This window comes from Opitutales bacterium, from assembly GCA_013215165.1.
Taxonomy (GTDB): Bacteria; Verrucomicrobiota; Verrucomicrobiia; order Opitutales; family JABSRG01; genus JABSRG01.
Window position 1 is genome coordinate 23385 of sequence record JABSRG010000033.1, and the last position, 15287, is coordinate 38671.

The following is a 15287-nucleotide window of genomic DNA, read 5'->3' on the forward strand; positions in this document are numbered from 1 at the left end:
TTCCGCAAATTCCTGCCCAACGTCATCAGGAATGCGCAGACGCTCGGGTAAAGCGGGATTTTTTTGTAGCTTTTCCGCGACCGCATTTTAACCTCAACTGTCTTTGCACATGGACGAATCAACTACGCCCGAACCCACCCCAACCACGCCCAATGAAGAGGCCTACGATGCCTCAAAGATCCAGAAGCTCGAAGGGCTCGAGGGCGTCCGCAAACGTCCCGATATGTATATCGGTGACACCAACGAGCGTGGCCTCCATCACTGCGTGTTCGAGATTGTCGACAATTCGATCGATGAGGCACTAGCCGGCTACTGTAAGGAGATCCAAGTGCACATCCACAACGACGGTTCCCTCTCTGTTGAAGACGATGGCCGCGGAATTCCTGTAGATATCCACCCCAAATACGGCATCCCTGCTCTCGAACTGGTGATGACGAACCTGCACGCTGGCGGAAAGTTCGGCAAAGGCGCCTATCAGGTATCTGGAGGTCTCCATGGAGTCGGCGCCAAGTGCGTGAATGCAGTTTCTGAATGGTTTGAAGTCGAAGTCTCGAAGAACGAACAAGTCTACAAAATGGAATTCTCTCGGGGTAAAACTACCGAGAAAATGAAGGTCATCGGCGCGACAAAGAAATCCGGAACTAAGATCTCATTTCTTCCTGACCCCGAGATCTTCGAGACCACACGCGAATTTAAATACGAACTCCTCGCCAAACGTCTTCGCGAGCTGGCATTCCTCAATCCCGGCATCCGCATCATCATCGAAGACGAGCGCATCTCAAAAAAAGAAACGTTCTACTTCGAAAATGGGATCGCCGAATACGTGAGCTTCCTCAATCAGAGCAAGCAAATCGTTCACGAGGAAGTGATCTGCTTCAACGGGGAAGCCGATTCACCGAACCCCGACTTGGATGCCAAGATCGTCGTTGATATCGCCTTCCAATATAACGACGGCTATTCCGATCAGATTTTTTCCTACGCGAACTCGATTCACAATATAGAAGGCGGCACCCACCTTTCTGGTTTCCGTACGGCTTTGACGCGTGTCATCAACGCCTACGCCAAAAACAACAGCCTGGTCAAAGAAAAGGACCCCTCATTCACCGGTGATGACGTCCGCGAGGGCCTAACCGCTGTTATCTCAGTCAAAGTCCCAGAACCGCGCTTTGAAGGACAGACTAAGACCAAACTCTCCAACAGTGAAGTCGATGGGATCGTCCAACGCATCACCGGCGAAGAGCTTAAATTTTATTTCGAAACCCACCCCAAGGAAGCCAAGCGCATCATCGACAAATCGCTTAACGCAGCACGCGCCCGCGAGGCGGCTCGAAAAGCGCGCGAAACTGTCCGCAAGAGCGCCATGGTCTCGGGCGGATTGCCCGGCAAATTGGCAGACTGCTCTGAACGCGACCCATCGAAATGCGAGATCTACATTGTAGAGGGTGATTCCGCAGGCGGTTCGGCCAAACAAGGCCGCGACCGCGGCTACCAAGCTATTTTGCCCATTCGCGGCAAGCTTCTAAACGTCGAGAAAGCGAGACTCGACAAGGTCCTCAATAATCAGGAAATCCGCACCCTTATTACCGCAATCGGTACCGGCATCGGAGATCATGAGGGCGACGGCGCCTTCGACATCTCAAAGTCGCGCTACCATAAGATCATCATTATGACCGATGCGGACGTCGACGGCGCGCACATCCGCACCCTGCTACTCACTTTCATCTACCGGCAGATGAAGGGTCTCATCGAGGCGGGCTACGTCTACATCGCTCAACCCCCTCTTTACAAAATTAAGCGTAAACGCCGCGAGCAATACATCGACCACGACAACCAGCTGAACGAAATCCTTCTCGAACTGGGCACTGAAGACGTCACGCTCATACGTAACCGCGATGACCACCAGTTCCCTGGGGGCGAATTAGAGAAATTTATCGCCCTACTTGATCGCATGGAAACCCTTGGTCGCGGTGTCGAACGTTATGGTTGCGCGCTGTCACAATACCTCGACCAAAAAGATGAGGATACTCTCGAATTACCCCGTCACGTCGTGCGCATCCGCACCGGAAACGACGAAGAATATAACTTTGTTCGCACCGAAGAAGAATTGGCTGCGAAATATCAAGAGCTCGGCTTTGAGGATATTAATGACGAAGTGCTTATCCGCCAAGTCACTCGCGACGAGCAGCTCATTAACCAGCGCATCACTGTTCACGAGATATTCGAAGCCAACCAGATGAGTAAGCTGCTCATCCAGCTCCGCGATCTTGGGCTCGATATCAAGCAATTCACACCGTCGGAAGAGGCACGCTACCGTCTTGTAGAAAATCTGGGCGACGAGAAAAAAGAGTCCGTCACCGAGCTCCACACTATTCTCGAACTCATCGAAAACATCCGCCTACTCGGCCGCCGGGGCCTCTCCATCCAGCGCTACAAAGGACTGGGCGAAATGAACCCCAAACAGCTCTTCGAAACCACCATGGATCCGAAGACACGTAATCTCCTCAAGGTTGACATCATCGACGCTGCCCTGGCAGATGCCACCTTCTCGATGCTGATGGGCGAAGACGTAGCCAGCCGCCGCAGCTTCATCGAGGACAATGCCCTCAACGTCTCTCACCTCGACGTCTAAAATTCCGCCGCTGCTCACTGCTACGAACCGGCACTAACCGTTTTCTTTTCTCTTTTTCATGTCTGACGCCGAAACACCCGAACGTCTCGTCAATACGAACATCACCGAAATTATGGAATCGGCCTACATCGACTATTCGATGTCGGTCATCGTTTCCCGTGCCCTTCCCGATGCTCGCGACGGCCTCAAGCCTGTCCAACGCCGCATCCTCTATGCGATGCTGCGCGAAGGTCTGCTTCACAACAGACCCTTTGACAAGTGTGCTGGTGTGGTCGGTGAAGTGCTCAAGAATTACCACCCGCACGGGGATACTTCGGTATACGACACCCTCGTTCGCCTGGCTCAACCCTGGGTCATGCGCTACCCACTCATCGATCCACAGGGCAACTTTGGCTCCGTCGACGGTGATTCTCCAGCAGCCTATCGTTATACCGAGTGTCGCCTCACCAGCCTCGCCGAGGAAATGCTGCGCGACATCGACTCCGACACGGTAGACTTTGTCCCCAACTACAAAGAGTCGACTACTGAGCCCAGCGTCCTGCCCGCCTCGTTCCCGGAGCTGCTCGTCAATGGTTCCACCGGCATCGCGGTCGGAATGACGACCAACATTCCTCCGCATAACCTCACCGAAACCATCAATGCGGTATGCCTCGTGATTGATAACCCCTCGGTTTCCATCGAAGAGATTATGGAAGTCCTGCCCGGACCTGATTTTCCAACCGGTGGCACCATCAACGGGTTTTCTGGAATCGACTCCTACATGAAGACGGGCCGCGGCATCGTCCGCATGAAAGGCACCATCACTGTCGAAGAGAACAAGGATGGCAAAGAATACATCCTCATCACCGAAATCCCCTATAACGTCAATCGAGCCACGCTGGTCGCCAAGATCGCCGAATTGGTGAACGATAAGGTGATCGAAGGTGTGTCTGAAGTACGCGATGAATCCGACGAAAACACACGTGTCGTCATCGAGCTGAAACGCGGCGAAATTCCCCGTGTCGTCATCAACAAACTCTACAAGCACACGGCCCTCGAAAGCTCATTTGGCGTCATCCTACTCGCCCTAGATAACCGCCGACCCAAGCAGATGAATATCCGCGAGGTCATACAGTGCTATGTCGATCACCGCCGCGAAGTCATCTACCGCCGCACCCTATTCCTACTCCGTAAAGCTGAGGCCCGGGCCCACCTGCTTGAGGGATATCGCATTGCCCTCGATAACCTCGATGACTTCGTCCGCATCATCCGCGCCAGTGCCAGCCGCGACGAAGCCAAAGCGAGCTTGATGGCGAAATACCCCATCACTGACCGCCAGGCGACCGCCATCCTTGAACTGCGCCTCTACCAACTCACGGGTCTAGAACGCGAAAAGATCGAGGAAGAATACGCCGAGATCATGAAGACGATCACTGAGCTCAAAAAGATCATCGAGAACGAGGCCATACTCCTCGGAGTCATCAAGGATGAACTCATTCAAATCCGTGACAAGTATGGTGACGAGCGCCGCACCCGCATCGAAGCAGCAACTGACGAGATGCGCATGGAAGACCTCATCGCTAACGAGGGTTGCATCATTACGGTCACCCACAAAGGCTTCATCAAACGCTCCGCTGTAGACCTCTATCGCTCACAAAAACGGGGTGGCAAGGGCATCATCGGCACAGGTTCTCACGATGAAGACTACGTAGAGCACCTCTTCACCGCTAGCACCCACGACACCATTCTCTTTTTCATGAGTAATGGCCGGGTCTACATGGAAAAAGTTTACAACATTCCCGAAGGCAGCCGGACCTCCAAAGGCCGCATGATCGCAAACGTCCTCGAAATGCAAACTGAGGAAAAAGTAGCCGCCATGATCTGTATCCCAGGCTTCGAAGAAGACGTGCATTTCGTCAAGTGCACCCGCAAAGGCGTCGTCAAAAAAACCCACCTTTCGAACTACAAGCACATCCGCCGAGGCGGTACCATCGGTATCAACATCGACGAAGGCGATGAGCTCTGCAACGTCGTGCTCACCACGGGAGACGACGAGCTCATCATCATCACTCAATCCTCGCAAGCTATCCGCTTTCACGAGTCCGACTTGCGCGATCAAGGCCGGGCAACACGCGGCGTGACTGGCGCGCGCTTTAAGCACGAAGACGACGAGGTCAAAACCATGGAGGTCGTCAACCATGAGGAGACCCTCCTCACCGTTGCCAGCAACGGCATGGGCAAGCGCACCGAGTTTGACGAATACCGCAAAACCGCGCGCGGCACTAAAGGTGTGACTGCCATGAAGGCCGATACCATCGCGGGTGCCCTAAGTGTTTCTGAGGAGGACGAAATCATGGCTATCACCCTAGGGGGTCAAACAGTCCGCATGCCCGTGAAAGACATCCGTATTATCGGCCGCGCCACCCAAGGCGTGCGCTGCATCAACCTCGCCGACGGCGACACCGTTATCGGCATATCCAAGATTATCGAAATCGACGAAGAGGAAGCTTAACTAGTCCGGTGAAGAAATGAGAGTTTATCTAGATAACTGTTGTTTCAATCGCCCATTTGATAATCAAAACCAACTAAGAATACGCCTAGAGACCGAAGCTAAGCTCGCAGTTCAAGCACTGATCCATGCAGGTAAACTAGAACTTGCATGGTCGTATATTTTAGATCTGGAAAACGCCGCTAATCCATTTCCAGAAAGACTAGAGCGCATTGCTACTTGGAAAGCGCTGGCCGTGATTGATATTTCAGAGTCCGCGGATGTTTTAGACTCTGCCAATGCGTTCCTCGGTTTTGGTTTGCGCAGTAAGGACTGCCTTCATCTAGCTTGCGCAATCCAGGCTAAATGTTCAGTTTTCCTAACGACAGATGATGGGATTCTGAAAAAGAGCGAAAACCTGAGCGAAATCCGGGTTTTGAATCCTGTTTCGCACATCACCGATTCCAGCAAATGATTACGGACACCGAGATCAAAGTTAAGGGCCTCAGAGCACTCTCAAATGCTCTGGGTGAAGTTGAGGCTGAACGCTTCATTAGTCTTATTTTGAAGGAGCCTTTTGATTACTCCCAATGGCAAAAAGATCTATTTGCTGGACAGTCGGTTAAGGAGATCAGTGCAGCCGCGACGAAATATCGTGAAGCCACTGAAAAGAATAAGAAACTATAGGACGCCTACATTTGGTATTCCCCATGTAAGGCGCTATCGAAGCTCCTTCCTCCACCCATGCTAGAAGTCAAAGAGAAACCAAAGATGGTCGAGCGGGCCTTTTTGGTCGGTGCTGTCTTTCCCCGTGAATCGATGGAGGAAGGGGAACAACTTCTCGACGAACTCGAAGAGCTGGTAGAGACCCTCGGCATACAGGTTGAGCACAAGGAGCTCGTTAAAGCCCGCGAGCATAATCCCAAATTCCTTCTTGGTACTGGTAAGACAGAAGAGCTCATCGGCCTGGCCAAGGCCAAAAAGTGCGATGTCATCATATTTGACAACGAGTTATCTCCCAGCCAACAGCGTAATTGGGAAAGCATGGAAGAGAAAGTGGCCGTCATCGATCGTCAGGAGATTATTCTCGATATCTTCAATGTCCGTGCCCAAACCCGAGAAGCGCGTCTCCAAGTAGAACTCGCCCGTGCCGAATACAACCTACCCCGCCTCCAGCGCGCCTGGACCCACCTCGACCGCCAACGCGGCGGGGGCGCCACCCAGCGCGATGCGGGAGAAACTCAGCTCGAGCTCGACCAACGCATGGTCCGCGAGCAAATCGCCCGACTCAAACGCGAACTGGGTGTCGTAGTCAAACAACGCGAAGTCCAACGCAAACAACGGCGCAAAAAGCCCGTTCCCTCCGGAGCCTTTGTCGGTTACACCAATGCTGGAAAATCCAGTCTCTTGAACAAAATGAGTGGAGCGGATGTCCTAGCGGAAGACAAACTCTTCGCAACGCTCGACCCAACCTCCCGGCGCACCAAACTCCAGAACGGCCAGCACCTCGTTCTGACGGATACGGTCGGTTTTGTTCGCCGCCTACCCCACCGTCTCGTTGAGGCTTTCAAGGCCACCCTTGAAGAATCGATCATCTCCGATTTTTTGGTCCATGTCGTCGACTTGAGCAATCCCGACTACGAGCACCACATCGAGACCACTGAAAAGGTACTCGAAGAATTGGGTGCGACGGACAAACAGATCATCCTCGCTTTTAATAAAATCGACCAAGTCGACGACCCCGCACTTATCAACCACATCCAGTTGCGCCATCCGGATGCTTGCCTCATTAGCGCACACACCGGAGAAGGGCTCGAAAGCCTTCAGGATGTCATGGTCGACCGTATTGCCGCCTCCTTTGAGGAACTCCGCTTACTTATCCCTCACGAGCGCTACGACCTCGTCTCACAACTCTACCGCGAAGGCGCGATTATCACCGAAACCATCGAAGACGACGGCTACCACCTCTCGGCAAAAATACCCGACCGCATCATCGCCCCCTACCGAGCTTTCTGCCCAGATATTGAAGAAAAAGAACCGGAACCCTGGGAGCGTTGAGCCCCAGCTCGGCGAGTTTTTTTACCTGACTAAGGTAAGTACCTCTCACAACGAACTCGGAGCAGATTTATCAGATCTGGATCCATAAATTCATATTCATCCGGAATGTTAAGCACCGCGATTCGCTTGCCTGCCAGGTGCTTACGAAATTTTCGATTCAGCCGACTTCGGTGCGTATTTTCCATCACGATAACGGTATCTGCCCACTCAATTTGCTCTGGAGACAAAACAACCTCGGCATCATTGTTTAATCCCGCGGAATCCACTTCGACGCCAGGGATATCAGAGAAGATCTCCTCAGCAGTGGGACTCCTGAGTTTGTTCTGAGAACATAGAAACAGCAGCTTCCTCATACCCCTTGCTTCTTAACCTCTTTGCTTGAGGGCCCAACTACTGCTCACACACGATCAATCGCATCGCATCGAGTCTCGGACGTGCAGCGCGTAGCGCTTCAGCTAATTCCCCTCGATGTTCCACCCAGCTATCGATCTCACCTTGAGAGATGCCGTCATTGACCTCACTCAATTCTTCAAGGCGAATGATCTCGCGGTTGATCTGAACGCGCATCTCAGCCTCAGCACCATCGATTGTAGTTTCAATCACGGCCTCAATTTCACTCTTGGCCGCTTCGAGCATTTTGGGGATGAGCCCCTTGATTCCCGGATTATTTAGTATCTTATCGTGATCGGCATCACGCGCTTCAAAGGCACCATCGAGATCCACAAAATCGGCTATCTCACGTTTGTGGTTTACCAGGATCCCTACGGGAGTCCGAGGAAGGTAACGATCCACATGGAGCCGCTGAGGCGCCAGGCATTCGATCACAAATACTGACTCTAAAAACAGCCCTGGCACCTTACAGTCCTGGAAGACGGATACGGCTGTATTGCCGTGTTCACTCGAAAGGAGCGCATCAAATGCACTGCGCACGAGTGGATGGTCTACGGTGAGAAAATGGATATCTTCGCGCCCCAACGCGTCAGCTCGATCAAAGGTCACGGTCATCGGGCCCGACTCCAGTCCAGGCAAGCGCTCGACACGCCCATATTCCATATCAAGCAAGTAGCGCCGCGCACCCATCTCCTCTATGCGCACGCCGAGCTCTTCCAGCATTTGCAGGATGAAATTTTCAAACGTCTTATCTTGGTCCGTGATCGCGATAGACCGCTTCATCGTCTCGCTCTGTCGCGCATCAAATGAATTGAGGGCCAGGAGCTTTAACATGCCGCGTTCCATCTCTTCGCCCCACTCGGCCCGTTTCTTCGCGGTCGCTTTGATCAAACTGGTGAGTGCGCGCCCATCATATTTTTCTGCGAGGCCATGAATACGGTCTTCAAACTCCGCTTTGAGCCGCATTGCGGTAGGGACCGGACTGCTTAAAGCTCCGACACCATCGAGATACCACTTTGCCCACACCGCCTCGGGCCCTTTATCGATATAGGGCACCAGGATCTGAATGTCTGTCGTCTGTCCGATCCGATCGAGACGACCGATACGCTGTTCGAGTAATTCAGGATTCTCTGGCAGATCCCAGAGTATGAGCGTATGGGCAAATTGGAAATTGCGGCCCTCACTACCGATCTCAGAACACAATAACAATCGTGCCCCTTCCTCATCTTGGAAAAATGCCGCATTCCGGTCCCGCTGGACCAAGTTTAACGCTTCATGGAAGACGGCGAGATCCACGTTGATTTGCTCTAAAATCTGTTCGCTCAGGTCTTCCACTAACTCGCGGCTGCGACAGATCAGCAGCGCCTTTCTTCCCGGATTCGCCTTCAACCAATCGACGAGCCATTCAATTTTGGGCTCCATGCCAGTTGGATCGTCGTCCAGACCCTTAAGCGGGATCAGTTCCGGGAGGCGTTTTGGGAATCCACCTAGGGCCGCACGCGTATTTCGGAATATAACTCGCCCGGTTCCAAACGTGTCGAGAATAGCCTGTTCCAGCTCGCGCCGCAACTTATCGTCAAGAGCTCGCGCCCTCGGGAGCTGTTCTGCCATATGCGGCACTACAGCCTGAATGCGCTCGATAGTTGTAACATCCAGAGAAGCTTGCTGATCCACATGATCGATCAGATCCGCGGCCTCTTGGTAATGCTCACTCTCACTAACAAATTTCGCCAGATCGCTATAGCGGTCCGGATCGAGCAGACGCAGACGAGCAAAGTGACCCTCGGCACCCAGCTGCTGGGGTGTTGCCGTTAAAAGAAGTAGCGCCGGCACACTTTTGGCCAGCTCTTCTACCGCTGCATATTCATCTGATACTTGATCTTCAGACCACTCTAAGTGATGCGCCTCATCCACGATCATTAAGTCCCATCCGGCTTCTACGGTCTGGACGAGACGTCGCGGGTGTTTCACCAACATAGATAAAGGCATTAAAGCATGTTGCGTCTCAGCAAACGGGTTTTGGGCTCCATCAGGATGCTCGTCAGCGGCCACGCAGCGCTCTTCGTCGAAGACAGTAAACATCATATTGAAGCGCCGCAGTAGTTCGATAAACCACTGATGCACCAACGAATCTGGAAGAATCACGAGCACCTGATCGGCGCGCCCCGTCAAGTGCAGGCGATGCATGATCAATGCGGCCTCGATGGTTTTACCCAAGCCCACCTCGTCTGCGAGCAACACGCGCGGATTAAGGCGCTGGGTCACCTCCTCTGCGATGTATAGCTGGTGGTTGATCAGGTCGATCCGCGACCCGATGAGTCCCCGAGTCGGCGCTTTACGGATCTTGGCCTGCCACTCCAGTGATTCCAAACGCACCATGTATGAGCGCGAATTATCCAACTGTCCCCCCTGCATTCGATCAATAGGGGAGGAAAAGCTAATCGTATCGGATAAAGCCGCCTCAGGCACCCATTCGCTATCGAGCAGATAACTGAGGAAACCGTTCTCCTCCTTCACATTTTCTACTGTGCCCTTGCTCCCCTCATGGGTTTCTACCCGATCCCCCACGGAAAACTCTACCCGACGCACCGGCGCAGATTCCAAAGCATACTCCCGACGTTCCTCAGCAGCCGGAAATAAAATCTCCACACGCCCAAATTTCGCGCTCAGCACCACTCCCAAGCCCAATTCCGGCTCAGCATCACTCACCCATCTCTGTCCGGGCTGAATATTCGATCCACTCATAAAGCAACATAAGATAACCGCCTAAGTCACCTTATGGAAAGCTGAAAGCACCTATTCAGGTGGACGATGCTCTTCATCCAGATGCAGGTAACCCCGTATCACATGTTCAAATGGGACCACACAGATACCCTCGGCCAGCGAATAGGGCCGTTTTCCTGGATAAATCACATATAAATGCTCCAAATCCAGATCTTCCATGGCAATCATCATGGACTTCGTTTTCCTAGGTCCATCGGACCGTTTCATCTCAAATCCATAGCGCTTTCCGTTTTTGATCAGCAAAAGATCCAGCTCGGCTCCAGCATGCGTCGCCCAAAAATAGACCTCGTCGGGCGCGTATAAAAACACGATCGTTTCTAGTACTAGACCTTCCCAAGAAGATCCAATTTTAGGATGAGTAACGAGTGCGTCATACTCGCAAATCCCTAAAATAGCATGCAATAATCCGGTGTCGCGAAAGTATAACTTAGGTTGTTTCACCTGACGCTTCTTCAAGTTCTCATGCCAGGGTCGCAAGGCTCGTATCATAAATACGTTCTCCAGTAGATCCAGATACCGGATAACACTCGTTTGACTGACACCCAAAGAACGCGCGGCCTCACTGGCGTTGAAAACCTGACCGTGATAATGCGCTAACATTGCCCAGAAACGCCGAATAGTGGATGCAGGAGTACGAATGCCCATCGAAGCCAGATCTATCTCCAAAAATGTGCGAATAAAGTTCTGCCGCCACTGCCAGCTATCATTGTCATTAGTGGGCAACAAAGAACGCGGAAATCCGCCGCGAGACCAATAATCTGATATCTTTGCCTCACCCTGAACCTCAATCATCGAGAATGGCGTCAATTCAATATACTCTATGCGCCCAGCCAAAGATTCAGCACTCTTTTGCATCAACTCAGGGCTGGCACTTCCTAAAATGAGGAATCTAGCTTTTTTATCAGATCGATCTGCCAACACCCGTAATATAGGAAACAGATCCGGTTTGCGTTGCACCTCATCAATTACGACCAAGCCTCTAAGCTCTTCTAAAGCCGTCATGGGCGCGTCCAAACGCGCCAAGCTTGAAGGGTCCTCAAGATCAAAATAATTCGGAGAGTCCGCCTCGACATAGGATCTGGCCAGGGTGGTTTTGCCACACTGCCGCGGCCCGACGATCCCAACGATGAGGCTGCGACGGAGAGCGTCTTCCACCTGTTCCTGCTTTTGTTTTCGGACAATCATTTGCTTCAGAATGAAATTATTTTACCTTGAAACTTTCACATAAAATGTTTAAATTTCAATGTAATTTTTACTACAGTTATTTCGGAGAATGTGACCAGAAGCGCCTGAAGACAAAGAGTGAAAATGTTAAAGGGACCTTGATACTAAGTTTGATCTACCAGGTATACTCATGGGTATACGCGGGCATGAGGTAAGGTCCTTTTAAATATATAACTTACCCATCGGGCCAGGTAGAGCCGCAACAAGCGGTCGAACTCGTGGATCTCCTCATGGAATCAAAGAGAGACGCATTAAGCCACGAGCTATTGCATGTGCTTCGACAAATTCGAGACATTGAATCAGCCGTGGCCTCTAAAGCGGCAAATTAATTGCCCCCCCGTGGATGAAACCGAGCATGTTCATCCACGAGGTGATCAGTTTGGACTGAGGTGTAAATCTGAGTGGTGGCGATGTCGGCATGGCCGAGCATTTCTTGGATCGCACGGAGATCAGCTCCGCCGGAGAGGAGATGGGTCGCGAAGGAGTGGCGCAGGATATGGGGTTTGACGATCTGCTTGATACCAGCCTGGTCGGCGTAGTTTTTGAGGAATACCCAGATCGTTTTGCGAGAAATGGCGGTGCCGCGGTTTGACAGGAACACAGCACTTCCGGTTTTTGTACGGACAAACTCGGGGCGTCCGACTACCAGGTAATCTCGAATCGCTTTGATCGCTGCTGCTCCTAGCGGAACAAAGCGCTCTTTAGACCCCTTGCCCATAACGCGCACAACCTCTTCATCGAGAAAAAGCTGAGTAAGCGTCAAGTTACACAGCTCACTCACGCGTAGGCCACTCGAGTAAAATAGCTCGATAATGGCGGTATCGCGCAGGCCACGCGCGGTGGTTCGACCGGGTGTGGCAATCAGTTTTTCGACGGTCTGGCGCGAGAGGACATCCGGAAGGTTCCGGCGCAGGCGCGGTCCATCGAGCACTTCGGTGACATCGCTATCCAGATCCCGCTCTTTCAAGCCAAACTTGATCAAGCCGCGCAGGGCTGAGAGTTTTCGAGCGACGCTGCTAATCGCGACACCAGCCTCTCCCATTGAAGCGAGCCAAGCTGCCACATGCGCAGCATCCATGTCATCCCAGCCATCCACGCCTTTCTCTGAAAAAAATTGAGCTGCTTGGGCTAGGTCTGACCCATAGCTATCGATACTGTTTTCAGACAGACCACGCTCCAGCGATTGGTTAGCCAAGAAACGCTCTAGCAAATCAGCAAAGGCGTCCAGAGTATCATCAATGCGCGCCACGAGCTAGTCTTGATCCGAGAACTCAGCCTCTTTTTTTGCGTGAAATGCCTCAAGGATCTCCACGGCACGTGACGGTCCGTTTTCAGCTGCTAAGGATTCAGCCACCTCACGGGCCCGGCGCTGCATCTTCTTATTGCGCTCACACTTGCGCACAGTGGAGGCCAGGTTCTCCGGCCAACGCCGGCGCTTTAGGCTGATACCACAGCCGGTGCGCTCCACTTCATTAGCAAAGAAGGGCTGGTCGCCAAAGTGCGGGATAACGATCTGCGGTACCCCGGCGTGAAACACGGTTCCAGTGGTTCCTGAACCGCCGTGATGAATCACTACAGAAGCATGCTTGAACAGTTGGTCGTGGGACACCTTGCCCAAGACTTTGAACTCTGAACGCGGCCGTTCCACCATGAGGCCGGCCCAACCCGATTGAACAATGATCCGCTTTCCAAGCGGCCAATTACGCATAAAACGCGTCATCACCCGGCGTGTCTTATCAAAGGTCACACTCCCAAAAGTCAGAACCGGCACGCGCTCACCGCCCGTAAATGCCTGAAGATCTTCGCCCAACTCTGTATCTTCCTCGGCCTGCCAGCGCAGGTAGCCGGCAAATTTAAAACGATCTGGGTCCATCGGCTTTTCATGTTCGAACAACACCTGGCTCACCGACACGAGACACAACTCGGCGGGTTGATGAAGAAAACTGGAAGCCAGAGGCAATTCAGCCCGTTGCAGTGCTTTGCCGACGACGCCATTTATCGTCTTGACCAAGAGCGTATCGGTGAACCGCCAGATCATCGCGTTCCAGGCATCTTGAATAAACCGCGGCCAACCCCGCAAGGCCGGAATAATTTCCGGTGGATAGTAAATCGAAGGGATGATGTTGTGGGCAAACACCTGGGTGGCGAACGGCACTCCATAACGATCGGCAATTCCCTTGAGTGGGCTGAATACATAGGATGACACCATCAAATCAGCCCACCCCATTTGCGCTTCCAGGTTTTGGAAAATCTCATCAATGAATGGAAGCGACTCCATGTAGATCATACGTAGGACTTCGACACCATGCTTGGCTGCGGCCAAATCACGCATGGCCTCCGCAAACCCACTTTGATCCCAGTCCGGCGGCAAATAGACATACTCCATACCGGCTGCCTCGATCTCTTCCCGAAACAGAGTGACTGTCGCAAACCGTACCTCATGCCCCGCATCCAACAAAGCATGGCCCAGCCGAATCATCGGATAGATGTCTCCAGTCGAACCGTGTGAGCTGAGAAGAACCCGCATGTGCCGACGGAATGCATGAATGCGCAGGCAGGCTCAATGCAGAAATGCCAACCGACGAATAAGCTTTTTGACTCAGCAACTTCCCATCACAAACCTCCTGGGATGAATGACGTTACGGAACAAATCATTGGTTGCGCCTTTAAAGTCCTCAATCAGCTCAAACCCGGACTCGATGAGAAAATATACGAGCGGGCGCTCTGTATCGAACTGACAAAGTCCAAACTCCAGTTCGAATCACAAGCGCGTTTCGATGTCCAATACGACGGGCAGCTAATCGGAACCCTCGTGCCTGATCTTATTGTGGAAGAAAAAGTCATCGTCGAAACAAAGATCGCCAGCGCATTTAACGAAACGCACCTTGCGCAGGCTCTGGGCTATCTGAATATAACCGGAATGCCGTTGGCTCTCTTGCTCAATTTCAAACATGCCACCTTGGGCATTAAGCGAGTCAGAGCCGCGACTGCAGAATAAAAGCATACCGTGAATCCAAGGACCTATATTGAAACCTGAAGATAAACACACCACCTTTGGCCATCGATCAAAAGATACTCAAGCACCCCGCCCAAAGCATCGCATTTCAATATCTGTGCCCATCTGCGCTATCTGTGGTTCAGCTTCTTTTTGACCACAGATCGCACGGATTTGCACAGATTATATTTCAGGAAATTGAGGTCTTAGACCAATCCGATATTTGTGATGGCTCTGGCGCAATAACAGCCAACCATCGTTTGACCATCGACCAAAAGATACTCAAACACGCCGCCTAGCGCACGGCATTATAACATCTGTGCCCATCTGTGATGGTATGCGTCAATCATGCCAAAAAGATTTGTTAAGCATGGTGGCGTGTGAAGATAATCAGAACCGTCTCGTGGGTGATGTGCAAAACCCGCGGGTGGCCCTGAGGACGCTCGATGATTTCGCTGGAGTTTCTCTCCGTTTCTGTGATTGAGCGCGCGACGGATATGCACCCACATGGTGAAAAACCGAATACCTGTTTGTCACATGGCCGTCTATCATCAAACGCCACCTGCTTAACTCTACTCAACATGAAAGCAGCTAAGAAAAAATGCAATAGGGTCATTGGCCTGGACATGCATCCAGACGTCTTCGCAGCGGCAGCCTTACCGGTGCCAAAGCTCCCATCTATCGAACAACCTCCCGAATGGATTCAGGATCGCATTGCCACACCAAGCATTGAGACCTGG

The 15287-nt window shown here is 52.2% G+C and carries 11 protein-coding genes; 6 read left to right on the forward strand and 5 right to left on the reverse strand.

Features of this window, described 5'->3' with window-relative positions; all coding sequences use genetic code 11:
* Window positions 1-109 precede the first annotated feature (109 nt).
* The 5 genes from gyrB (at window position 110) to hflX (ending at window position 7154) form a co-directional block, all read left to right on the forward strand.
* Window positions 110-2629 (forward strand): DNA topoisomerase (ATP-hydrolyzing) subunit B, encoded by a 2520-nt coding sequence (gyrB, locus tag HRU10_08515; protein ID NRA27276.1) that lies wholly within the window; start codon window positions 110-112, stop codon window positions 2627-2629.
* Window positions 2630-2687: 58 nt separating this feature from the next.
* A complete protein-coding gene (gyrA, locus tag HRU10_08520) occupies window positions 2688-5120 on the forward strand; it encodes a DNA gyrase subunit A (GenBank protein ID NRA27277.1) in 2433 nt (810 codons plus the stop codon).
* Window positions 5121-5136: 16 nt separating this feature from the next.
* A complete protein-coding gene (locus tag HRU10_08525; protein ID NRA27278.1) occupies window positions 5137-5571 on the forward strand; it encodes a PIN domain-containing protein in 435 nt (144 codons plus the stop codon).
* Window positions 5568-5783, forward strand: a complete 216-nt coding sequence (locus tag HRU10_08530; GenBank protein NRA27279.1) for a hypothetical protein — start codon at window positions 5568-5570, stop codon at window positions 5781-5783. Before HRU10_08525 ends, HRU10_08530 begins: the two co-directional genes overlap by 4 nt.
* Window positions 5784-5867: 84 nt before the next feature.
* A complete protein-coding gene (hflX, locus tag HRU10_08535) occupies window positions 5868-7154 on the forward strand; it encodes a GTPase HflX (protein NRA27280.1) in 1287 nt (428 codons plus the stop codon).
* 29 nt (window positions 7155-7183) lie between these two features.
* On the opposite strand, the gene HRU10_08540 is transcribed toward hflX, so the two are convergent.
* From HRU10_08540 to HRU10_08560, 5 genes are all read right to left on the reverse strand, one after another.
* Entirely contained in the window at window positions 7184-7507 is a 324-nt protein-coding gene (locus tag HRU10_08540) for a phosphotyrosine protein phosphatase (protein ID NRA27281.1), read from the reverse strand.
* A 37-nt stretch (window positions 7508-7544) separates the two neighbouring features.
* Window positions 7545-10289: a DEAD/DEAH box helicase family protein gene (locus HRU10_08545; protein ID NRA27282.1), complete on the reverse strand. Its 2745-nt coding sequence runs from the start codon at window positions 10287-10289 to the stop codon at window positions 7545-7547.
* 51 nt (window positions 10290-10340) lie between these two features.
* On the reverse strand, window positions 10341-11513 hold the full coding sequence (locus HRU10_08550) for an ATP-binding protein (protein ID NRA27283.1): 1173 nt from the start codon (window positions 11511-11513) through the stop codon (window positions 10341-10343).
* A 364-nt stretch (window positions 11514-11877) separates the two neighbouring features.
* Entirely contained in the window at window positions 11878-12801 is a 924-nt protein-coding gene (gene xerD / locus HRU10_08555) for a site-specific tyrosine recombinase XerD (GenBank protein ID NRA27284.1), read from the reverse strand.
* A gap of 3 nt (window positions 12802-12804) precedes the next feature.
* Complete coding sequence (locus tag HRU10_08560; protein ID NRA27285.1) at window positions 12805-14079, reverse strand: glycosyltransferase; 1275 nt, start codon at window positions 14077-14079, stop codon at window positions 12805-12807.
* A gap of 102 nt (window positions 14080-14181) precedes the next feature.
* Between HRU10_08560 and HRU10_08565 the strand changes: the two genes are divergently transcribed.
* On the forward strand, window positions 14182-14550 hold the full coding sequence (locus HRU10_08565; GenBank protein ID NRA27286.1) for a GxxExxY protein: 369 nt from the start codon (window positions 14182-14184) through the stop codon (window positions 14548-14550).
* The last annotated feature ends 737 nt before the right edge of the window (window positions 14551-15287 follow it).

What these genes read in the sequence shown, in the direction of transcription:
- HRU10_08560 (NRA27285.1), bottom strand. Translation starts at nt 14,079, where the DNA reads ATGCGGGTTCTTCTCAGCTCACACGGTTCGACTGGAGACATCTATCCG.
- HRU10_08530 (NRA27279.1), top strand. Translation starts at nt 5,568, where the DNA reads ATGATTACGGACACCGAGATCAAAGTTAAGGGCCTCAGAGCACTCTCA.
- HRU10_08550 (NRA27283.1), bottom strand. Translation starts at nt 11,513, where the DNA reads ATGATTGTCCGAAAACAAAAGCAGGAACAGGTGGAAGACGCTCTCCGT.
- HRU10_08540 (NRA27281.1), bottom strand. Translation starts at nt 7,507, where the DNA reads ATGAGGAAGCTGCTGTTTCTATGTTCTCAGAACAAACTCAGGAGTCCC.
- HRU10_08525 (NRA27278.1), top strand. Translation starts at nt 5,137, where the DNA reads ATGAGAGTTTATCTAGATAACTGTTGTTTCAATCGCCCATTTGATAAT.
- hflX (NRA27280.1), top strand. Translation starts at nt 5,868, where the DNA reads ATGGTCGAGCGGGCCTTTTTGGTCGGTGCTGTCTTTCCCCGTGAATCG.
- gyrA (NRA27277.1), top strand. Translation starts at nt 2,688, where the DNA reads ATGTCTGACGCCGAAACACCCGAACGTCTCGTCAATACGAACATCACC.
- HRU10_08565 (NRA27286.1), top strand. Translation starts at nt 14,182, where the DNA reads ATGAATGACGTTACGGAACAAATCATTGGTTGCGCCTTTAAAGTCCTC.
- gyrB (NRA27276.1), top strand. Translation starts at nt 110, where the DNA reads ATGGACGAATCAACTACGCCCGAACCCACCCCAACCACGCCCAATGAA.
- HRU10_08545 (NRA27282.1), bottom strand. Translation starts at nt 10,289, where the DNA reads ATGAGTGGATCGAATATTCAGCCCGGACAGAGATGGGTGAGTGATGCT.